Source organism: Flavobacterium beibuense F44-8, from assembly GCF_000769915.1.
Lineage (GTDB): Bacteria > Bacteroidota > Bacteroidia > Flavobacteriales > Flavobacteriaceae > Flavobacterium > Flavobacterium beibuense.
Genome location: NZ_JRLV01000021.1, coordinates 1 through 20100, shown reverse-complemented (window position 1 = coordinate 20100; position 20100 = coordinate 1). Strand labels below are relative to the sequence as shown.

The 20100-nt window shown below is 38.2% G+C and carries 22 protein-coding genes; 18 read left to right on the top strand and 4 right to left on the bottom strand.

The window, feature by feature from the left end; all coding sequences use genetic code 11:
• Window positions 1-591, bottom strand: coding sequence for a PASTA domain-containing protein (locus Q763_RS14825; RefSeq protein WP_035135731.1), 591 nt, complete (start codon window positions 589-591; stop codon window positions 1-3).
• A 104-nt stretch (window positions 592-695) separates the two neighbouring features.
• On the opposite strand from Q763_RS14825, the gene Q763_RS14820 reads away from it, so the two are divergent.
• From Q763_RS14820 to Q763_RS14810, 3 genes are read left to right on the top strand one after another with little or no spacing between them, the layout of a single operon-like run.
• Complete coding sequence (locus Q763_RS14820) at window positions 696-1673, top strand: D-alanine--D-alanine ligase (protein WP_035135730.1); 978 nt, start codon at window positions 696-698, stop codon at window positions 1671-1673.
• A 4-nt stretch (window positions 1674-1677) separates the two neighbouring features.
• Window positions 1678-2133 carry a pantetheine-phosphate adenylyltransferase gene (coaD, locus tag Q763_RS14815; protein ID WP_035135728.1) on the top strand — a complete coding sequence of 152 codons (456 nt, stop codon included), beginning with the start codon at window positions 1678-1680 and terminating at the stop codon, window positions 2131-2133.
• A gap of 5 nt (window positions 2134-2138) precedes the next feature.
• Window positions 2139-3866 (top strand): M14 family metallopeptidase, encoded by a 1728-nt coding sequence (locus tag Q763_RS14810; protein ID WP_035135726.1) that lies wholly within the window; start codon window positions 2139-2141, stop codon window positions 3864-3866.
• A gap of 73 nt (window positions 3867-3939) precedes the next feature.
• On the opposite strand, the gene Q763_RS14805 is transcribed toward Q763_RS14810, so the two are convergent.
• The gene (locus tag Q763_RS14805) at window positions 3940-4548 is read right to left on the bottom strand and encodes an NUDIX hydrolase (RefSeq protein ID WP_035135723.1); all 609 of its coding nucleotides are present in this window, start codon (window positions 4546-4548) and stop codon (window positions 3940-3942) included.
• 7 nt (window positions 4549-4555) lie between these two features.
• Here Q763_RS14805 and pyrE point away from each other — a divergent pair, with 7 nt between their 5' ends.
• The 5 genes from pyrE to Q763_RS14780 all read left to right on the top strand — a co-directional run bounded on the left by pyrE (window position 4556) and on the right by Q763_RS14780 (window position 7762).
• Window positions 4556-5197 carry an orotate phosphoribosyltransferase gene (gene pyrE, locus Q763_RS14800; protein WP_035135721.1) on the top strand — a complete coding sequence of 214 codons (642 nt, stop codon included), beginning with the start codon at window positions 4556-4558 and terminating at the stop codon, window positions 5195-5197.
• 34 nt (window positions 5198-5231) lie between these two features.
• Complete coding sequence (locus Q763_RS14795; RefSeq protein WP_035135719.1) at window positions 5232-5624, top strand: hypothetical protein; 393 nt, start codon at window positions 5232-5234, stop codon at window positions 5622-5624.
• Window positions 5625-5711: 87 nt separating this feature from the next.
• Window positions 5712-6251 (top strand): hypothetical protein, encoded by a 540-nt coding sequence (locus Q763_RS14790; protein ID WP_035135716.1) that lies wholly within the window; start codon window positions 5712-5714, stop codon window positions 6249-6251.
• Window positions 6251-6997, top strand: a complete 747-nt coding sequence (locus tag Q763_RS14785; RefSeq protein WP_035135714.1) for a metallophosphoesterase family protein — start codon at window positions 6251-6253, stop codon at window positions 6995-6997. Before Q763_RS14790 ends, Q763_RS14785 begins: the two co-directional genes overlap by 1 nt.
• 66 nt (window positions 6998-7063) lie before the next feature.
• Complete coding sequence (locus Q763_RS14780) at window positions 7064-7762, top strand: DUF4241 domain-containing protein (RefSeq protein ID WP_052123463.1); 699 nt, start codon at window positions 7064-7066, stop codon at window positions 7760-7762.
• Here Q763_RS14780 and Q763_RS14775 read toward each other — a convergent pair.
• Window positions 7759-8487 carry a biotin--[acetyl-CoA-carboxylase] ligase gene (locus Q763_RS14775; protein ID WP_035135712.1) on the bottom strand — a complete coding sequence of 243 codons (729 nt, stop codon included), beginning with the start codon at window positions 8485-8487 and terminating at the stop codon, window positions 7759-7761. The genes Q763_RS14780 and Q763_RS14775 overlap by 4 nt on opposite strands.
• A gap of 94 nt (window positions 8488-8581) precedes the next feature.
• On the opposite strand from Q763_RS14775, the gene rsfS reads away from it, so the two are divergent.
• The 8 genes from rsfS to Q763_RS14735 all read left to right on the top strand — a co-directional run bounded on the left by rsfS (window position 8582) and on the right by Q763_RS14735 (window position 15300).
• The gene (rsfS, locus tag Q763_RS14770) at window positions 8582-8953 is read left to right on the top strand and encodes a ribosome silencing factor (RefSeq protein WP_035135710.1); all 372 of its coding nucleotides are present in this window, start codon (window positions 8582-8584) and stop codon (window positions 8951-8953) included.
• 12 nt (window positions 8954-8965) lie between these two features.
• Window positions 8966-10900, top strand: a complete 1935-nt coding sequence (gene ftsH, locus Q763_RS14765) for an ATP-dependent zinc metalloprotease FtsH (protein ID WP_035135708.1) — start codon at window positions 8966-8968, stop codon at window positions 10898-10900.
• Between the two features lie 105 nt (window positions 10901-11005).
• A complete protein-coding gene (locus tag Q763_RS14760) occupies window positions 11006-11608 on the top strand; it encodes a lactate utilization protein B/C (RefSeq protein ID WP_035135706.1) in 603 nt (200 codons plus the stop codon).
• A gap of 1 nt (window position 11609) precedes the next feature.
• Window positions 11610-12422 (top strand): phosphatidate cytidylyltransferase, encoded by an 813-nt coding sequence (locus tag Q763_RS14755; RefSeq protein WP_035135703.1) that lies wholly within the window; start codon window positions 11610-11612, stop codon window positions 12420-12422.
• On the top strand, window positions 12412-13065 hold the full coding sequence (locus Q763_RS14750; RefSeq protein WP_035135701.1) for a phosphatidylserine decarboxylase family protein: 654 nt from the start codon (window positions 12412-12414) through the stop codon (window positions 13063-13065). Before Q763_RS14755 ends, Q763_RS14750 begins: the two co-directional genes overlap by 11 nt.
• Complete coding sequence (locus Q763_RS14745) at window positions 13065-13328, top strand: acyl-CoA-binding protein (RefSeq protein ID WP_035135699.1); 264 nt, start codon at window positions 13065-13067, stop codon at window positions 13326-13328. Before Q763_RS14750 ends, Q763_RS14745 begins: the two co-directional genes overlap by 1 nt.
• Before the next feature lie 133 nt (window positions 13329-13461).
• Window positions 13462-14106: a superoxide dismutase gene (locus tag Q763_RS14740; protein WP_052123471.1), complete on the top strand. Its 645-nt coding sequence runs from the start codon at window positions 13462-13464 to the stop codon at window positions 14104-14106.
• Between the two features lie 123 nt (window positions 14107-14229).
• Window positions 14230-15300: an RHS repeat domain-containing protein gene (locus tag Q763_RS14735; protein WP_035135697.1), complete on the top strand. Its 1071-nt coding sequence runs from the start codon at window positions 14230-14232 to the stop codon at window positions 15298-15300.
• Between the two features lie 81 nt (window positions 15301-15381).
• Here Q763_RS14735 and Q763_RS14730 read toward each other — a convergent pair whose 3' ends face one another.
• Entirely contained in the window at window positions 15382-18012 is a 2631-nt protein-coding gene (locus tag Q763_RS14730; protein WP_035135695.1) for a valine--tRNA ligase, read from the bottom strand.
• A 165-nt stretch (window positions 18013-18177) separates the two neighbouring features.
• On the opposite strand from Q763_RS14730, the gene Q763_RS14725 reads away from it, so the two are divergent.
• Both Q763_RS14725 and Q763_RS14720 read left to right on the top strand, forming a co-directional pair.
• Window positions 18178-18606 (top strand): DUF1573 domain-containing protein, encoded by a 429-nt coding sequence (locus Q763_RS14725; RefSeq protein ID WP_035135693.1) that lies wholly within the window; start codon window positions 18178-18180, stop codon window positions 18604-18606.
• A gap of 161 nt (window positions 18607-18767) precedes the next feature.
• Window positions 18768-19958 (top strand): pyridoxal phosphate-dependent aminotransferase, encoded by a 1191-nt coding sequence (locus Q763_RS14720; protein WP_035135691.1) that lies wholly within the window; start codon window positions 18768-18770, stop codon window positions 19956-19958.
• The last annotated feature ends 142 nt before the right edge of the window (window positions 19959-20100 follow it).

Genomic DNA, 20100 nt, shown 5'->3' with positions numbered 1-20100 from the left:
TCATGGCATGTTAGCCCTGTCTTCATCTGAAATGTGGTAACCGGTTTTACCGTCACCCAGTACAAGGTCTACCTTAGATGCCTTTTTAACCTTATCTCCGGCACTTAGCCTTTTACCTTTTTGCCTTACCTCAAGTACAACATCTTCTGCAAGGTATGGTTTGTAGGTTATCTCCCCTACTTCAAGCCCAACGCTTTTCAGGATAGACTCGGCAGAACGTTTTGTTTTCTGTACCAGCTCAGGCAGGTCAATATCGTTATATCCTCCGGCATTAAGCTTAATGTATATTTTCCTGTTTTCCTTTACGTTCACCTTAGGTAACGGATCCTGCTGTACAATAGAGTACGGAGGGAAATCAGGTCTGTAATCTACAGTATCTAAAATCACATAGTTAAGCATAAGGGCTTCGAGCTCTTTTTCGGCCTTATCAACCGTTTGTTTGGTCAGGTCAGGCACAGGGATTTTCTGATCGTGATTGGTGTAATAATTAAGCCATTTCATAACGGCAATTACAAGTAAAACAGTAATTACAACGGCTATAATTATCTGCTTTAAAAATGCTTTACTGGTCAAAAAGTTTTTAAGGCTCATCTACTATGATTTTTGGCAAAGATATAAATAATACTAAACTTTATAAGTTTACACAAATAATGATATTTTTGTGTTAGCAAAACCTAATATTTAACGCAGTTAGAATGAAAAATGTTGCCATTATCATGGGCGGATATTCCAGTGAATATCAAATTTCCCTTAAAAGCGGGAATATCGTGTACCAAAATCTGGACAAAACAAAATATAATGCCTACCGCCTGCACATCCTGAAGGACAAATGGGTAATGGCGGATGAAGATGATAACGAATACCTGGTAAATAAACACGATTTCTCTGTTGAGTATAACGGGAAAAAAATTGTGTTTGATGTGGTATTCAATGCTATTCACGGCACACCGGGAGAAGACGGACTTATGCAGGCTTACCTACAGTTGTTAAACATTCCGCAAACCTCATGCGAACCTTATCAGGCGGCATTAACCTTTAACAAAAGGGATATGCTTTCGGTTTTAAAACCATACGGAATTAAAACTGCCGTATCGCATTACCTTAATCTGGGCGATGAGATAAACGAGCAGGCTATTATAGATAAAGTGGGGCTTCCGTGTTTTGTAAAACCAAACCGATCGGGGTCGAGCTTTGGTATATCCAAAGTAAAAACCAAAGAGGAACTTTTACCGGCTATCGAAACCGCTTATAAAGAGGATAACGAAATTATTATAGAAAGTTTTCTGGATGGCACCGAGGTTTCTGTAGGAGTAATTAACTACGGTGGCGTGGTTACCGTACTGCCTATTACCGAAATAGTATCTGAAAATGACTTTTTTGACTACGAAGCAAAATACCTTGGTAAGTCGCAGGAAATCACTCCTGCACGCATTTCGGAAGAAATGGCACAAAAGGTAAGCAGCGTAGCAAAACGTGTATATGAGATATTAAAGATGGATGGTTTTTCACGCAGTGAATTCATTATCGTGAATAACGAACCGCATCTGCTTGAAATGAATACCGTACCCGGTCTTACTGCCGAAAGCATATTGCCACAACAGGCGCGCGAGGCAGGTATAACTTTACCACAGCTATTTGATAATGCCATAGAACAGGCTTTGGCAAAAAAATAAAAATATGAAAACAGCAGTATTTCCCGGGTCGTTTGATCCTATTACCCTTGGTCACTATGATATTATTAAAAGAGGCGTTAAGCTTTTTGATAAGGTTATTGTAGCCATAGGGGTTAATGCCGAAAAAAAATACATGTTCCCGCTGGAAGAACGTAAACGTTTTATTGAGGAGGCTTTTAAAGATCAGCCAAAGGTAGAGGTGATAACTTACGAAGGTCTTACCATAGACCTTTGTCATAAAGTGGGTGCACAGTTTATACTTAGAGGGCTTAGAAATCCTGCCGACTTTGAGTTTGAAAAGGCTATTGCCCACACCAACAGGGAGCTTTCTAAAATAGAAACGGTATTCCTGCTTACAGCGGCAAAAACATCATACATCAGTTCGAGCATTGTGAGGGACGTACTGCGCAACGGCGGAGACTACACCATTTTGGTGCCCGACTCGGTAAGAACAAAATAAAAATCATGAAGAAATCGCTTTTACTCTTACTGATAAGTTTTCAGCTTATGGCACAAAAAAACAATATGTACTTAACTCCGTATGAAAAGGGCAATGGTAACCAAACGGCAACTTATACCGAAACCATCGCCTATTTTAAAATGCTTGACGACAGCTTTGAAACTATTCAAATGGTCCCTATGGGATTAACCGATAGTGGCGAGCCTTTACATATTGTGATTTTTGACCCCGAGAAAAGCTTTGATTTCAACACCATTCATAAAAACAGAGCTGTACTGCTTTTAAACAATGGTATCCACCCGGGAGAGCCCGACGGTATTGATGCCACAATGATGCTGTACCGTGACCTTGCCACCGGGAAACTAAAAACACCTGAAAATACGGTTATTGTTAACATACCCGTGTACAACATAGGCGGTGCACTTAATCGTAATTCGCACACGCGTGCTAATCAAAACGGACCTGAGAGTTATGGTTTTAGGGGAAATGCCCGTAATTATGACCTTAACAGGGACTTCCTGAAATCAGACACCCGAAACAGCAGGAGCTTTGCCGAAATTTTCCAAAAGGTAAATCCTGATGTGTTTATAGATAACCACGTTAGTAATGGTGCCGACTACCAATACACCTTTACCTACATAGCTACACACCACCAGAAACTGGGCGGAGAACTGGGTCGGTTTTTTAAGGATGAGATGATGGCAACCATACTGAACGACTTGAAAAAACAGGGAACCGAAGCTACTCCCTATGTAAACATACACGACCAAAAACCCGATGGTGGTTTTGAACAGTTTATGGATTACCCAAGATATTCTACCGGATATGCCTCCACGTTCAATACTGTAGGATCTATGCCCGAAACGCATATGCTAAAGGATTATGCTCCGCGTGTTAAGGTTACTTATGATTACATGGTAGCCTCTATAGATTATATAGAAAAGAACTATAAAAAGATTAAAAAACTACGCACCGATAACCTGAACAATTACAAACCGGGCATGAAATATACCCTGTTTTGGAAACTTGACAAAACCAAAGTTACCCAACTGGAATTTTTAGGATATGAGGGTGGCTACAGACCAAGTGAAATATCAGGGCAGCCAAGGTTATTTTACGACAGATCCAAACCGTTTACAAAAACCATTCCGTACTATCAGGAGTACAATCCGGTAACCGAAGTGGTAATACCACAGGCGTATATTATTCCAAAAACATGGTGGAACGCCATAGAGCTTTTACAGCTTAACGGTATTAAAATGCAACCACTGGAAAACGATACCGAGATTGAGGTGGAAAGCTACCGTATAGCTGACTATAAAACAAGTAAAACGGCTTATGAAGGACATTACCCACACAACAGTACTGAAGTTACAGTAACCACCGAAAAAGTACTGTTCCATAAAGGCGACTTTGTAATAAACACTCAGCAACCGGGCGTTAAATACCTGCTGGAAACATTAGAACCACAAGCACCTGACTCCTATTTTAACTGGAACTTTTTTGACGCTATACTACAGCAAAAGGAATATTTCTCTGCTTATGTGTTTGAAGACACTGCTGCACGATTACTAAATGAAGATGCTACACTGAAAGCAGCCTTCGAAAAAAAGAAAGCAGAAGACAAAGCCTTTTCTGAAAATGGTGAAGCCCAGCTGGACTGGATTTACAGACACTCTGTTTACTACGAAAAATCACATTTACAATACCCTGTTTACAGAAAAGTAAAATAAAAAAACAGGCTCAAGGCCTGTTTTTTTTCATTTGTAAGAAATATTTTTGTTTGTAAACAAAACATTTAAGGCTTTATCCTTCCGTAGGTACCTTCATGTTTTCAAACAACAGTTTTATGTTTTCGTATGAGTTGGTTAGCGCTTCCTTAATCTCTTCCGGGTTAAGCCATGCTACCTTTTCAATACCTTCGTTTTCCTGTCCCTGTAGTTTACCCTTGTAATCGGTTTTCATTTCATACCAATGGGTAACCTTTAGCTTATAGCTACCATTCCTTTTAAAAACGTGATATGTTTTTTGCAGTTTTTGGGTAATCTTAAGGTTTTTTACGCCGGTTTCTTCCTCCACCTCACGTATGGCAGCATCTTCAATGCCCTCACCTTTTTCAATTCCGCCTTTAGGCAGATCCCATTTTCCGTTCCTGAAAATAAAAAGCACCTCCCCTTTTTTGTTGTATACGAGTCCGCCTCCGGCCTTCGCCACCGGAATTTTCTCTTTAAGCTTCTTTAAAGTCTCCTTTTCATCGGGGTGATATAAAAAGGCTTTTTTAACCTTGTTATTAAACATTCTTATAATAAGCTGCTCAATATCAACACTCTCTAAAAGAAACAATTTGAAGTCGGTTTCTTTTTCCACCTGGTTAGTTAAAAAAAGTGGCTTATCGTTAACAAAAACTTTATACATTTGCACTATGATTTTTAATACAGATACCGCTAAAAAAACAGCAGAATTGCTTTTACAAATAAACGCAATTAAATTAAATCCTAAAAATCCTTTTACATGGGCTTCAGGATGGAAGTCTCCAATATATTGTGATAACAGGATTACGCTGTCATTCCCACAGATTAGAAACTACATCCGTGAGGAATTTGCAAAACATATAGAAAATGAATATGGCAAGCCAGATGTTATTGCAGGCGTTGCAACAGGAGCTATTGGTATAGGTATGCTTGTTGCCGATGTTATGGGGTTACCATTTGTATATGTTAGGCCAGAACCAAAAAAACACGGTCGTCAAAACCAAATTGAAGGACACCTTCAGGAAGGACAGAGCGTGGTGGTTGTAGAAGACCTTATCAGTACCGGAAAAAGCAGCCTTATGGCAGTTGAAGCCCTTAAAGAGGCAGGTGCAAATGTAAAAGGTATGGTAGCTATTTTTACTTATGGCTTTGATGTTTCTGTAGAAAACTTTAATAATGCAGGTGTTAAGCTAAACACTCTTGGTAACTACGACACGCTTTTAGAGCTTGCCGTTTCTAAACAATACATTACCGAAGAGGAGCACGATACCCTTAAAGAATGGAGAAAAACCCCTGACACGTGGGGACAGTAACAGCCTGAAACTTAAAACTCATAAACCTACCACTATGAATTTAGAAAGCCCTAAAGTAACAGTAGAAAAACCGGCACAGTATATTTTTGATGCGCTAAGCGATGTTAAGAATTTTGAAAAACTAATGCCCGAAAACATAGCTAAGTTTGAGGTAACAGGAGATGAATCCTTCATCTTTGCCCTTAAGGGAATGCCTGAAATCAAACTTAAAATGAAAGAAAAATCGGCTCCAAACAAAATTGTTCTTGGTGCTGCAAGCGATAAGCTTCCTTTTACCCTTACAGGTAATATTGATGCTGTATCTGATGCTTCGAGCGCTGTACAGTTAAAGTTTGAAGGCGAATTTAACGCCATGATGGCCATGATGGTTAAAGGGCCTATCAGTAAATTTATTGAAACACTAGCCGCTAATATGCACAAGCTGTAATTGCGGAAAAGCATAAAAACCAAAAGCCTTTTAGTTGTCTAAAAGGCTTTTTTTATTACTTTTATCAGGACTAAACATTAATCCTGAATGAAAAAGTTTTTATACACATTACTACTCTCAATAAGCATCGTTTCTGTATCTATTGCACAAACTCCCGAACAAACTGTTTTAAAACAGGCTAACGACATGGGGCAGTCTTTCCTTGATAAGGACTATGATACATTTGCTTCCTATACCTACCCAAAAGTAATGCAAACTATGGGCGGTAAAGAAAACATGATTAAAAACCTTAAACGAAGCTTTGACGGTTTTGAGAACGAAGGTATCACCTTTTTAAAAATGGACTATTCGGCACCCTCAAAAATCATAACGGTAGAAGATGGCTCTATGCAGTGTACACTTATACAAATGATTGAAATGAAGGTTAAGGGAGGTAAATTAACTTCTCAAAGCTGTTTGCTTGCCATATCTGAAAACAAAGGTAAAAACTGGTATTTCCTGGATACATCAGGGTACAATCACCCTACCATGAAAACGCTTATACCTAACCTTAGTGACGAAATAGATATTCCGGGACGAATAGACCCAATTTTTGAACCGGATGAAAAAACACCCGATCAGGAATAATGTCTAAAATAATAGCACACATTACAGATACACACCTGGGAGATCCCTCGGCTTTAGACCGCGGAATAAACCCCAAAAAGAACCTTAAAGCTGTTTTAGAGAGCATCGCCTTAGATAAGTTTGACGATCTTGTTATTACCGGAGACTTAGCCGTAAAAGAAGATTTAGAATGGCTGTTCTCAAAACTTGAAGATTACAAACCGGGCTTTAAAATTACATTAGGAAACCATGATGTATTTAAGGATGTAATCCCTTACTACCACAGCACAAACTCTCAAAGTGAAACCGAACTTTACTACACTCACGAAGACGAGTTCTATAAATACATTTACCTGGACTCCTCATCGGGAGAGATAAGTGAAGCCCAAATGGCATGGCTTACTTCCGAAATAAATACACTAAAAAAGATAATTGTTTTTATACATCACCCCATATTGGGTTTCCCTACAGGAGTAGATACAGCCTATCCGCTTAAAAACCGAGATACGATTAACGGGATACTACAGCAAAGCAGGCAGCCGGTTACCGTTTTTTGCGGTCACTACCACATGCCCGATAAGCGTATGGACAGGAAAATAACACAGTACATAACCCCATCTATAGCGTTTCAGGTAAAAAAGAACTCCCCTGTAATAGAGGTTGATGTAAACTCGTTTGCCTACCGTATCATTACCCTTGAGGAAAACAGTGTAAAAACCAGCCTGGTAACTAATTTTTACGACAGGTTCACAAAAAAATCCGGTTAAAAAATTTATAAAACCTTTGCCTTATCACGCGGTTTTTAACTAACTTACCATAAAAACTCACCAATTATGGAAAACTCAAACGACTTTGAATTTGAATACAATCTGGATGATGATATGGACATGCATGAGTTGGTTGAAATTCATGTGGGCGACCTTAATTTACCTACCGGAAAAATTATTGCAGCCGACCCGTTTTTTACCTACGACCAGCGTCCGTTTAAACGCACGGTATTACCAGATAAATACCCTGTTTATGTAAATGTTACCGAAATAGATGAGGAACATTTCCGTATCGCTTACGCCAAAATTAAATTTAGGAGTAAGGATGCCTCAAAATGGGTGCTTGCTATTACAGATGACATTACTAAGGAAGAAATGGACGAACTTACAGATGATGAGTTCTTCGGCTTCCCTGTAGATTCGGGACTTGCCTGTTTCCTTGATGAAGAAACCAATGCTGCACTTAACGCCAAAATGGATGCATTGCAGGAAAAAGACCCTGAAGCTAATTATTATGACGAGGTACTGGCAGATGAGTTTAAGGCCTATTCATCTAAAAACAAATTTTCAAGAGAGCTGGGCGATTGGAACGACCATCGTCCTGACAGCGAGTCTGACAATAATGTCATAATGTTTGCCTCCGGATGGGGAGACGGCTACTACCCTGCCTACTGGGGACTGGATGAAAACGGTGAAACTATTGAGTTGGTTATTGATTTTCTTATTAACGACTTTGAAGATAATGAGGATGAGGATTATGATTAATACAGCATTTGCAGCTCTTTAATCTTAAACTCTGCCACTGTGTCGTCTTCCAGCAATAACAATAGGTTACCGCTACTATTCACATCCTGTATAATACCCATAAATCGCTGTCCGTCTTTTTCAAAAGGCATAGGCACCCCTTTTTTATAGAGTTTTTTATGGTATTTAGTCCATATTGGAGCAGCATTTTTGTGAAGCAGCGCAGCAACGTTACGCTGAAGGTTTTCAACTATAGCTTTAAGCAGTACTGTTTTATCGTGCTCATAACCTGTAGCCACTGCAACAGACGATGCTTTGGGAAGCCCTTCAAAATCAGCTTGATTAACATTTAAACCAATACCCACAATCGAAAATATCTCACCATTGTTCTTAATGCTGTTCTCTATGAGTACTCCTCCTATTTTTTTATTTCCTGCCAAAATGTCGTTAGGCCATTTTATAGCAAGTTCTTTTACATTATTTTCTTCAAGAGCTTCAATAATACTTACGGCTACTGCAGCGTTTAAGTTAAATATCTCATTGATCCCAAGCAGCAAATCTTTAACTAACACACTAAAGGTAAGGTTTTTACCTGGTTGCACATCCCATTTTGCCCCCATTTGCCCTTTACCGGCAGTTTGGTGTTCGGCAACAACAATGGTAAAGTTTTCCAGATACTGGGTGGTTGACAATGATTTTAAATAGTCGTTAGTAGACGCTATGGCACTGAGTTTGATAATATTCATTAAAAGGATGGAAAATAAAGTCTTTTTTAATAACTTAACAAAGTCAAAAGTAAATACAAAAAATGGTAACTTTGTAGAATATATTAAATATTAAATGGCAAAAAAGAATATAAGCACAGATGTATTGCTAGCAAACATCATTAAAGGAATCGAAGAAGTTAAGGGAAATGATATAGATATTCTTGATTTAAGAGCAATCGATAACACCGTATGCGACTATTTTGTGATATGCAACGGTACCTCCAATACACAAGTTAACGCTATCGTTAACTCCGTTCAAAAAATAGTTTCCAAAGAGTTAAAAGACAAACCATGGCATGTTGAAGGAACTGAAAACGGCGAATGGGTACTTATGGATTATGTAAACATTGTTGTTCACGTTTTCCAGAAACACATACGCGAGTACTATAACATTGAAAGCCTGTGGGGAGATGCCAAGATAACATCAATTGGAAACAACTACTAATAAAAGAAATTCATGTCAAAAGATAATAAACCAAATAATAAATTTAAGGTAAGCCCCTGGCTTATATATGCCGGAATTTTTTTAATGCTTATTGCCATCAATTTTGTAGGTGGCGGATCGTTTTTAAATGACCCTCAAAAGCTTTCTATATCAAAATTCTACGAATATCTTGATAAAGGAGAAATAGAAAAAGTTGTTACAAATAACTCATCGGCAAAAATATACCTTAAAGAATCGGCACTGAAAAGTGACGAACATAAAGATGTACAAAATGATATTTTTGGCAACTTAAATACAAAAGGTCCTCAATATACCGTAACTAAAGGACCTAAAAACGAAATTTTTGACAAAAAGCTTTATGATGCCGAACAAGCCGGTAAATTAAGCGAATACTCTGTTGAAGAAGACAGCATGATGGGCGATTTATTCCTAACGCTTCTTCCTATTGTTGTACTTGTTGCATTATGGATTTTCATGATGCGCCGTATGGCAGGTGGCGGAGCTGCAGGTGGTGGCGGACAGATATTTAATATAGGAAAATCAAAAGCTAAACTGTTTGACGAGAAAAACGATATTAAAGTAACTTTTAAGGACGTTGCAGGGCTGGAAGGTGCTAAAGAAGAAATACAGGAAATTGTTGAATTCCTTAGAAACCCAGAAAAATACACCAGTATAGGTGGTAAAATACCTAAAGGAGCTCTACTTGTAGGACCTCCGGGAACAGGTAAAACATTACTTGCAAAAGCTGTTGCAGGTGAGGCTAAAGTACCTTTCTTCTCCCTTTCGGGTTCAGACTTCGTAGAGATGTTTGTAGGTGTAGGTGCATCTAGGGTAAGAGATCTTTTCAAACAGGCTAAAGAGAAATCTCCGGCTATTATATTTATTGATGAGATTGATGCTGTAGGTCGTGCACGTGGTAAAAATAACTTCTCAGGCTCTAATGATGAGCGCGAGAACACGCTTAACCAGTTACTTACCGAAATGGATGGTTTTGGCTCTAACACTAACGTAATCGTATTAGCAGCTACAAACCGTGCCGATGTACTGGATAAAGCCCTAATGCGTGCAGGACGTTTCGACAGACAGATATATGTAGACCTTCCGGACATCAGGGAGCGTAAAGAGATTTTTGAGGTGCATTTAAAACCGCTTAAAAAATCGGAAGATCTTGACACCGAATTCCTGGCTAAACAAACTCCGGGATTCTCTGGTGCAGATATTGCAAACGTATGTAATGAAGCGGCTCTCATCGCTGCCAGAAAAGATAAAAAATCAGTAGACAAACAAGACTTCCTTGATGCTGTAGACAGGATTGTAGGCGGACTTGAAAAGAAAAATAAAATTATCTCTCCAGAAGAGAAAAGAGCTATCGCTATACACGAAGCGGGTCACGCTACCGTAAGCTGGATGCTGGAACATGCTGCTCCTCTTGTTAAGGTAACAATAGTACCCCGCGGGCAAAGCCTTGGTGCTGCATGGTACTTACCTGAAGAAAGACTTATTGTAAGACCAGACCAGATGATGGATGAAATGTGTGCTACTATGGGTGGACGTGCTGCCGAAAAAGTAATATTTGATAAAATATCTACCGGTGCATTAAGTGACCTTGAAAAGGTAACCAAACAAGCCAGAGCTATGGTAACCGTTTACGGCCTTAACGATAAACTGGGTAATATTACTTATTACGATTCATCAGGACAAAGTGAATACAACTTCTCTAAGCCTTACTCTGAAGAGACTGCAAAGGTTATAGATAAAGAGATTTCGGTTCTTATAGAAGAGCAGTACCAAAGAGCTATAAAAATCCTGGATGAAAACAGGGATAAGCTTTTAAAACTGGCCGATATCCTTATTGAGAAAGAAGTTATCTTTAAAGACGATCTTGAAGATATTTTTGGCAAAAGACCATTTGAAAGACCAGATGCAGAAGTAGTTACAGAAGCATAAACCGAAATTTCATAATTTATAGTAAAAATCTTAATTCAGTACCCGTATTGAATTAAGATTTTTTTATCTTTGAATGAAACTACAGAAAAACGCGAATAATTAGGTATGAGTCTTTTCAGAAAAATTTTTGGTTCCCCCAATAATGATTCAAACGAGGATAAAAACATGGAAACCAGTCCGTTTTTGCCCGAAAAACAAGTACCCGCAGACGAACTGTTTACTCACAACTTCAGAAAAAACGGCGGTAAATTTTTATACTGCGACAACTTAACTGAGGTTCACGATCAATTTTTGAACATTTTAGAAGAAAACGACTGGTTTGAATGTGAAGCTTTGTGTTTTGAACCAAAACTTAGCAGCTTACTGGAAGAAAATAAACTTTCTTACGACAACCCTAAAAATCCACTCTTCTTTTTAGCCGGATGCGAAAACCTTATTGCAGACGAAGGATCGATTCTGTTCTCATCAAACCAGATAAAACAGAGGAAACCAAACGAGCTTCCTGACAATATGGTTATTTTTGCTACAACCAGCCAAATACTTAATTCCAAGAGTGACGGGCTTAGGGAAATCAAAAGAAAATATGACAGGGAATACCCTACCAACATCACCACTATTAAATATTTTGAAAAGGCCAAAGAAGAGGATTTCCTGCATTATGGCAGTGTAGCCAAAAACCTGTACCTCCTTCTATTGGAAGATCTGTAAAATGAATGAAAGCTTAACCAGGGCACTATCAGGCATAGTTTACATAATCCTGTTAATAGCCTCAACACTATATTCCGAAATCAGCTTTATAGTACTATTTGGGCTATTTATGTTCCTTTCGGTATTAGAATTCTGTAACCTTATCAACTTTAGCAAAATACAGGCACTGTTACTCGCAGCGCTATTTATACTATATACTCTTTTTATCCCTAAAAGTTTTCAAAACGACTTAATATTAAACTGCGGTGCTGTTTTTATAGGGCTAATATTACTTAACGACTTATTTAAACCGGGCAACCAAACCGGGCATTTAAAAAACTCGGCCAAAGTAGCACTACTAATAGGTTATATCATTATCCCCTTTACCCTGTTAATGAAATACCCTTTAATATCAAACGCTGAATACAACCCTTACCTTATAATTGGTGCATTTATTATAATATGGATTAACGATACCTTTGCCTACCTTACAGGAAGAGCAATAGGTAAACACAAGCTTTACGAGAAGATTTCGCCTAAAAAAACTATTGAAGGCTTTTTGGGAGGTTTGGTTTTTGCCCTTATAGGCAGTTATATCCTTAGTCGCTTTTACACATTCCAGTCAGCAACCGTTTGGATGACAGGAGGTATCATACTTGTAATATTCGGCACATTGGGCGACTTAGTAGAATCTAAATTTAAAAGGACAGCAGGCGTAAAAGACAGCGGAAACATAATGCCGGGACACGGAGGCATACTTGACAGGCTGGATAGTATTATTTTTGCTATACCTTTCTTATTTTTGTATTACCAAATAATCAATTATGTTTCATAAAGAAGGAGCTAAAATCATTTTAGGGTCGCTGGTTACAACCGTAGCTGTTGTATTACTGGCAGAAAAATTTATTGCCAACTACTGGCTTTTAAAGTTTATTGAGGTATTTGCACTTGTATTTATGGTGCTTATCCTTCAGTTTTTCAGGAACCCTAAACGTCCTGTAAATGCTGCAGATCATACCATTATTGCACCGGTAGACGGTAAGATTGTGGTTATTGAGGAAGTATATGAACCGGAGTACTTTAAGGACAAGCGCCTTCAGGTATCTATCTTCATGTCGCCTATTAACGTTCACGTTACGCGTTATGCCGTTAATGGACTTGTAAAGTTTAGTAAATACCATGCCGGCAAATACCTTGTAGCATGGCACCCTAAAGCGAGTGAGGAAAACGAACGTACAACTGTAGTAATAGAAAACAGCGTATTTGGCGATATTCTATACAGGCAAATTGCGGGTGCGTTGGCAAGACGCATTGTAAATTATGCCAAAGAAGGTATGCATGTGGTTCAGGGTACAGATGCGGGCTTTATTAAATTTGGGTCGAGAGTAGATTTATTCTTACCTTTAGGTACAGAAATAGATGTGGAGCTTAACCAAAAAGCTATAGGCGGTAAAACCATAATAGCGAAGAAAGCCTAATGCAGGAGAAAAATTTAGATACTCTGTTTCAGGAAGCTTATGAGAAAGCTTCAAATATGACGCAGGCTTTGCCTCAGGACGTCATGCTAAAAATTTATGCCTACTACAAGCAGGCAACTCTTGGCGATGCCAAGAAAAGCTATTACCAGTCCTACGATTTGAGAAGCGCTTTTAAGATGAATGCATGGATGCAAATAAGACACTTAAGCGCAGACGAAGCCAAGCAGCATTATATCGATTTAATCAATTCTCTAATTAAATAAAATTACTATCATGAAAAACGTAAAGATGTTCTTTTCTGCTTTAGTACTGGTTGCTTCACTGCAATCGTGCAAAGAAAAAAATAATCTGGAAGAGGTTCAGGTACCTGAGCCGGAAAAAGCAGAAGCACCAGCAATGGGAAATCCTGACGATGTTAAGGCCGAAGGTAAATTCCAACTGGTTAAACTAGGCTTTGCTTACGATGCTCTGGAACCATATATCGATGCTAAAACCATGGAAACCCACTACTCTAAGCACCATGTGGGATATGCAAACAAGTTAAACAAAGCTATTGCCGGTACAGATTTAGAAAACAAATCGATTGAAGAAATTCTTAAAGGCATGGACATGAACAACAAAGCCCTTAGAAATAATGGCGGTGGTTACTACAACCACAACCTTTACTGGGAAATAATGGCTCCAAATGCAGGCGGACAACCAACAGGTGCTCTTGCAGAAGCGATTAACAAAGACTTTGGTTCGTTTGAAAACTTTAAAGACAAGTTTAGCGAGGCTGCAGGTACTCAGTTTGGCTCAGGTTGGGCTTGGTTATATGTAGATGCATCAGGAAAACTTGCAGTGGGTCAAACTCCTAACCAGGATAACCCATTAATGCCGGGTGTTGGTATATCAGGTACTCCGGTACTTGCTATAGATGTATGGGAGCATGCTTATTACCTACATTACCAAAACAAAAGACCAGACTACATCTCTAACTTTTACAACGTAATTAACTGGGATGCAGTTGCAAAAAAATATGAAGCAGCTATAGCTAAATAATATTTTTAGCCTTAAATATTAAATCCGCTCTTATGGGCGGATTTTTTTATTTAAAAAATGATTCTCTCAATTGACTTTTTGAAAAAAAAAGCAGACTTTTGAAACTCTTAACACAATCTTAAAATGAAACGTATATTTTCTCTTGCATTACTGCTAATACTGACCTCTTGCCAAAAGGAAGAAAAAAAAGTAATTGACCGATCAAAAGCCGACTGGGACAGCTATGAGCTTCTTGGAAATGTTGAAAGCATAAGCGAGAAATCGTATGCTCTTAACGGATCTGAAAAAGGTGAGCACAAACGCGAGGTAAAGTACAGCCATGATTTTGACCTTGTGTTCAATGACGAAGGTAAACTTGTAGTAGAAAGAAAATGGATTAAAGGCGATACTCCTTATGAAGAATCTATTTATGAAGGAAAAGATAAACTTATAAGCACTATCCAATACATGGCAGGCAAACCGTTTATTAAAACAGAATATACCTGGGAAAACGGAAACAACACAAACATCATTAAAAGAAATGCCGATGGCACCCAACTTAGCAGGACACTACAGCGTTTTGAAGGAGATAAATTAGTTGATGTTACCAAATATAATGCTCAGGACATTTTACAGGACAGAACCGCTTTTATTTACAACGAAAACGGCAATGTGAAAGAAGAGCATTCCTATCTTAAAACAGAAACCGTTCAGTTTAAAAACATATATGATTACGACGAGAACGGAAATGTAACATCTATTACACGTTATAATAAAGATGGCGGTATTGAGTATATTACAAATACTAAATATGATGGTGATAAGCTTATAAGTAAAGAGACTATTAATCCTGATAAAACACTGGGCAGAGTTCAAAAATTCACTTATGACAACAACGGAAATTTAATAATTGAATACCTTAAAGATGGTGATGAAGGTATTGAATACGTAACCGAATATCATTATGACAATAATGGCAATAAACTGGGCATGGTGGTTAAACAGGACGGCAATATTACATACAAAGCAGGATATGCTTATGATAACCACAACAGCATTACCGAATTTAATGTAGCAGATGATAAAAATGTCATTAAAGATTCCAAATTTTACAGATATGAATATGATGATAAAGGAAACTGGACTAAAAAAACCATATCAATAAACGGGGTGGAAACTTTTGTTGTAGAGAGAATAATTACTTACCTGCCGTAAGCAGTAGTACTATTTTAATTTTAGGTTATATATAAAAAACGGGAGCTTATCGGCTCCCGTTTTTTATAGTGTATATCTTAATTATTTAAGACTTTCAAGACTTTGCTCTATAGTAGCAATTTTAGCAAGGGCATCAGCCTCTTTTTGACGCTCTATAGCTACAACCTTCTCTGGTGCACCGCTTACAAACTTTTCGTTAGATAGTTTCGCCTGAACTGATTTAAGGAAACCTTTATTATATTTAAGTTCCTCTTCCAATTTAGCGATCTCCTCCTCAATATTTACATTACCCGATACCGGAATAAAGTATTCGTTTGATTTAACCCTGAAAGTAAGCGCTCCGTTTACCTTCTCGGTCACATATTCTAAAGAAGAAACATTACCCAGCTTCTCAACAATAACATCAAAATAATCTGATGAATTATCGTTGTTGATTACCTTAACCTCAATAGTATCTTTAAAAGGTATGTTCTTATCTTTTCTTATCGTCCTTATCCCCGAAATAACTTCAGCAGCAAGATCAAAGTCGGCAATAAGCTTTTCATCAACCTGTTTAGCTTCCGGCCACACAGCTACGATAAGTGCATCTTCCGGAGTCCTTTCGGCAATATGCTGCCATATCTCCTCTGTAAGGAATGGCATAAACGGATGAAGCAGCTTAAGGTTATTTTCAAGCATTTCGATAGCCTTATTAAAAGTAGCCCTGTCTATAGGCTGCTGATAACCCGGCTTAATCATTTCAAGGAACCATGAACAGAAATCGTCCCATACCAGCTTATAGATAGCCATAAGCGCGTCTGATATTCTGTATTTCTCAAAATGATCTTCAATCTCAACTAATGTTTTTTGCAGCTTAGCCTCATACCACTCAATAGCTTTTTTAGCATATTCAGGCTGCTCAATATCGCTTACCTCCCAGCCTTTTATAAGCCTGAAAGCATTCCATATCTTAGTGGTAAAACCTTTACCCTGATTACAAAGTTCTTCGTCAAAAAGAATGTCATTACCTGCAGAAGCACTTAACAGCAGTCCTACACGTACACCATCGGCACCAAATTTCTCAATCAAATCAAGCGGATCCGGTGAGTTACCCAGTGACTTAGACATTTTTCTTCTCTGGCTATCCCTAACAAGACCTGTAAGGTAAACATTAGTAAAAGGTTTCTCGCCGGCATACTCATATCCTGCAATAATCATTCTTGCTACCCAGAAGAAAAGAATATCCGGCCCCGTAACAAGATCGTTAGTAGGATAATAATACTTAAAATCTTCATTTTCCGGATTCATAACTCCTCCAAAAACAGCCATAGGCCATAACCATGAAGAGAACCATGTATCCAGCGCATCAGGATCCTGCTTAAGGTCGGCTACCGTTAATGCAGCGTTACCTGTTCTTTGCTTAGCCAGTTCTAAAGCTGCATCGGCAGTTTCGGCTACAACAAAATCTTCCTTGCCTTCACCATAGTAGTAAGCAGGTATTTGCTGTCCCCACCATAACTGGCGTGATATGTTCCAGTCACGAATGTTTTCCATCCAGTGACGGTATGTATTTTCAAAACGCTTAGGGTAAAGCTTAACTTCTTCAGTCTCTAAAACTGCTTTGATAGCAGGCTTAACCAGGTCTTCCATTTTAAGGAACCACTGGTCAGAAAGTCTTGGCTCAATAACAGCCTTAGTCCTTTCGGAAGTACCTACCTTGTTAAGGTGGTTTTCTATTTTCTCAAGACTACCAATAGTTTCAAGCTCTTTAGCAATCTCGTCCCTAACCACAAACCTGTCTTTACCTTCATAATGAAGCCCGAAACTGTTAAGTGTAGCATCCTCATTAAAAATATCAATGATTTCAAGGTTATGCCTTTCCCCTAGTTCTTTATCGTTAACATCGTGTGCAGGTGTAACCTTAAGACATCCTGTACCAAACTCCATATCAACATACTCGTCAAATATGATAGGAATTACACGGTTAGCAATAGGCACAATAGCCTTTTTACCTTTTAAGTGAGTATAACGCTCATCATTAGGATTAATACAAATAGCAGTATCACCTAAAATGGTTTCAGGACGCGTAGTTGCAATGATTACAAAATCCTCGCTGCCTTCAATTTTATATTTTAAATGATACAGTTTACCCTGTCTTTCCTCATAAATAACCTCTTCGTCAGAAAGGGTTGTTTTAGCCTCAGGGTCCCAGTTTACCATACGGTACCCTCTATATATCATACCTTTGTTATACAGGTCTACAAACGACCTGATTACAGAAGCCGACATATCTGGATCCATAGTAAACTTAGTACGTTCCCAGTCGCATGAAGCCCCCAGCTTTTTAAGCTGATCCAGGATTACGCCACCATATTTATCGGTCCAGTCCCAGGCATGTTTAAGGAACTCCTCGCGGGTAAGATCGCTTTTGTTTATACCCTCTTCTTTAAGTTTGGCAACAACTTTAGCCTCAGTAGCAATAGAAGCATGGTCGGTTCCAGGGACCCAGCAGGCATTAAAGCCCTTAAGCCTTGCTCTTCTTATTAATACATCCTGAATAGTGTTGTTAAGCATGTGCCCCATGTGAAGAACACCTGTAACATTTGGCGGAGGTATTACTATAGTGTACGGTGCCCTGTGATCAGGCTCTGAATGAAAATAGTTGTTTTCCATCCAGTAGTCGTACCATTTTTTCTCTGCTGCCTTAGCGTCAAATTGTGCAGGTATAGTCATAACTATCTGAAATATAATAATTTAAAAAATTATGGTCTGATTTTTGTAAAATGTATGCAAAAGTAACCATATAAGTACAAATTAAAAAAAAGAGCAGTGAATATTTGCTCTTAATTTAAATCTAATTATTTTTACTAAAATTACTAAAACTAAAATACACACCAAATGAAAAAGTTTTTAGGACTAATAGCCGTATTACTTATAGCTATTACAGCAAATGCTCAGTCGGGTGCCAAAATCGAATTCAAAGAGGATACGATTGATTATGGTACCGTGAGTAAAGAGACCGATGACGGATTACGAATTTTTGAATTCACCAATACCGGAGATGCCCCTCTTATCATCAAAGATGTAAAGTCTACCTGCGGATGTACCGTACCTACAAAACCAAAAGAACCAATTATGCCCGGTAAAACAGGGAAAATAGAGGTTAAGTACAATATGCACCCGGGACCGATAAGAAAAACCATTACCGTACAGTCTAATGCTGTTAACTACCCTGACGGAGTAGTTGCCCTTAAGATTAAAGGTAATGTAGTTAAGAAAGAAGAAGTTAACATACTGGAAAAGAAAAAAGCAATTCCAAACCAGTAAGCTACAAATTAAGAATATAGTAAAGCCCTGCCATTTGGCGGGGCTTTTTTATTACTATTCACCTAATAAATTACAAAACTGTGAATTAGATGAATTTTATATTATAAAGTTTATAAAAAAAGTCGCAAATTTGCGCATCAAAAAAATTAAAATTCAATACAATGCCTAAAGTATCAAATAAGGGACAGTTAATGCCTGAGTCTCCTATAAGGAAGTTAGTTCCTTATGCTGAAGGAGCTAAGAAAAAAGGCCACAAAGTATACCACCTTAATATTGGCCAGCCGGATATCAAAACTCCGGAAGTAGCACTTGAAGCTATTAAAAACAACTCCATCAAAATATTGGAGTATAGCCATTCTGCAGGTTTTGAAAGCTATAGAAACAAATTAGCTGATTATTACCAAAACCACGGAGTATCTGTTAACGCAGCCGATATAATTATCACAACCGGTGGTTCTGAGGCATTATTATTTGCTATGGGAAGTACTATGGATGATGGAGACGAGATCATTATCCCGGAACCTTTCTATGCCAACTACAATGGTTTCTCTACTGCTTCGGGAGTTAAAGTTGTACCGGTTATCTCTACAATAGATGAGGGTTTTGCCCTTCCTCCTATTACTGATTTCGAAAAACTTATTACTCCTAAAACAAAAGCAATACTTATTTGTAATCCTGGCAACCCTACAGGATACCTTTATACGCAGGAAGAAATTCAGCAGCTTGCCGAACTGGTTAAAAAACACGATCTTTTCCTTATTGCAGATGAAGTATATCGTGAGTTTACTTACGACGGAGACAAGCATTACTCTGTAATGAATGTACCGGGCATTGAACAAAACGCCATAATGATTGACTCTGTTTCTAAAAGATACAGTATGTGTGGTGCAAGGATAGGATGCATTGTTTCTAAAAATAAAGAGGTAATGGCTACTGCCATGAAGTTTGCTCAGGCAAGGCTAAGCCCTCCTACTTTTGCTCAGATTGCAAGTGAGGCTGCCCTTGAAACTCCTCAAAGTTATTTTGACGAAGTTATTAGCGAATATAAAGAGCGTAGGGATACTTTAATCACCGAACTTAATAAAATTGAAGGTGTAAAAGTTGCTACCCCAAAAGGTGCTTTTTACTGTATAGCAAAACTTCCTGTTAAAAACGCTGATGATTTTGCTCAATGGCTACTTGAGAAGTTTGACCTTAACGGAGAAACCATAATGGTAGCTCCTGCTGCAGGTTTCTATTCTTCTCCTAATATTGGATTAGATGAGATAAGAATCGCTTACGTACTTAAAAAAGAAGACTTAGTTCGCTCTGTAGAAATACTTGCAGCAGCACTAAAACAATATAACAGCTAATCATAATAGTTTGTAAAGAAAAGGGAGGCTAATGTCTCCCTTTTTTTATACTTAATAATTATATATTTATACCCAAAAGAAAAAGACAGCCTATTGGCTGCCTTTTCTGTCTTATAGTTTGTTAAAGATATTATCTCTTCAG

Excerpts from the sequence above, each read along its gene's own strand:
- Q763_RS14825 (WP_035135731.1), bottom strand. The coding sequence starts at position 591 with ATGAGCCTTAAAAACTTTTTGACCAGTAAAGCATTTTTAAAGCAGATA.
- Q763_RS14820 (WP_035135730.1), top strand. The coding sequence starts at position 696 with ATGAAAAATGTTGCCATTATCATGGGCGGATATTCCAGTGAATATCAA.
- coaD (WP_035135728.1), top strand. The coding sequence starts at position 1,678 with ATGAAAACAGCAGTATTTCCCGGGTCGTTTGATCCTATTACCCTTGGT.
- Q763_RS14810 (WP_035135726.1), top strand. The coding sequence starts at position 2,139 with ATGAAGAAATCGCTTTTACTCTTACTGATAAGTTTTCAGCTTATGGCA.
- Q763_RS14805 (WP_035135723.1), bottom strand. The coding sequence starts at position 4,548 with ATGTATAAAGTTTTTGTTAACGATAAGCCACTTTTTTTAACTAACCAG.
- pyrE (WP_035135721.1), top strand. The coding sequence starts at position 4,556 with ATGATTTTTAATACAGATACCGCTAAAAAAACAGCAGAATTGCTTTTA.
- Q763_RS14795 (WP_035135719.1), top strand. The coding sequence starts at position 5,232 with ATGAATTTAGAAAGCCCTAAAGTAACAGTAGAAAAACCGGCACAGTAT.
- Q763_RS14790 (WP_035135716.1), top strand. The coding sequence starts at position 5,712 with ATGAAAAAGTTTTTATACACATTACTACTCTCAATAAGCATCGTTTCT.
- Q763_RS14785 (WP_035135714.1), top strand. The coding sequence starts at position 6,251 with ATGTCTAAAATAATAGCACACATTACAGATACACACCTGGGAGATCCC.
- Q763_RS14780 (WP_052123463.1), top strand. The coding sequence starts at position 7,064 with ATGGAAAACTCAAACGACTTTGAATTTGAATACAATCTGGATGATGAT.
- Q763_RS14775 (WP_035135712.1), bottom strand. The coding sequence starts at position 8,487 with ATGAATATTATCAAACTCAGTGCCATAGCGTCTACTAACGACTATTTA.
- rsfS (WP_035135710.1), top strand. The coding sequence starts at position 8,582 with ATGGCAAAAAAGAATATAAGCACAGATGTATTGCTAGCAAACATCATT.
- ftsH (WP_035135708.1), top strand. The coding sequence starts at position 8,966 with ATGTCAAAAGATAATAAACCAAATAATAAATTTAAGGTAAGCCCCTGG.
- Q763_RS14760 (WP_035135706.1), top strand. The coding sequence starts at position 11,006 with ATGAGTCTTTTCAGAAAAATTTTTGGTTCCCCCAATAATGATTCAAAC.
- Q763_RS14755 (WP_035135703.1), top strand. The coding sequence starts at position 11,610 with ATGAATGAAAGCTTAACCAGGGCACTATCAGGCATAGTTTACATAATC.
- Q763_RS14750 (WP_035135701.1), top strand. The coding sequence starts at position 12,412 with ATGTTTCATAAAGAAGGAGCTAAAATCATTTTAGGGTCGCTGGTTACA.
- Q763_RS14745 (WP_035135699.1), top strand. The coding sequence starts at position 13,065 with ATGCAGGAGAAAAATTTAGATACTCTGTTTCAGGAAGCTTATGAGAAA.
- Q763_RS14740 (WP_052123471.1), top strand. The coding sequence starts at position 13,462 with ATGGGAAATCCTGACGATGTTAAGGCCGAAGGTAAATTCCAACTGGTT.
- Q763_RS14735 (WP_035135697.1), top strand. The coding sequence starts at position 14,230 with ATGAAACGTATATTTTCTCTTGCATTACTGCTAATACTGACCTCTTGC.
- Q763_RS14730 (WP_035135695.1), bottom strand. The coding sequence starts at position 18,012 with ATGACTATACCTGCACAATTTGACGCTAAGGCAGCAGAGAAAAAATGG.
- Q763_RS14725 (WP_035135693.1), top strand. The coding sequence starts at position 18,178 with ATGAAAAAGTTTTTAGGACTAATAGCCGTATTACTTATAGCTATTACA.
- Q763_RS14720 (WP_035135691.1), top strand. The coding sequence starts at position 18,768 with ATGCCTAAAGTATCAAATAAGGGACAGTTAATGCCTGAGTCTCCTATA.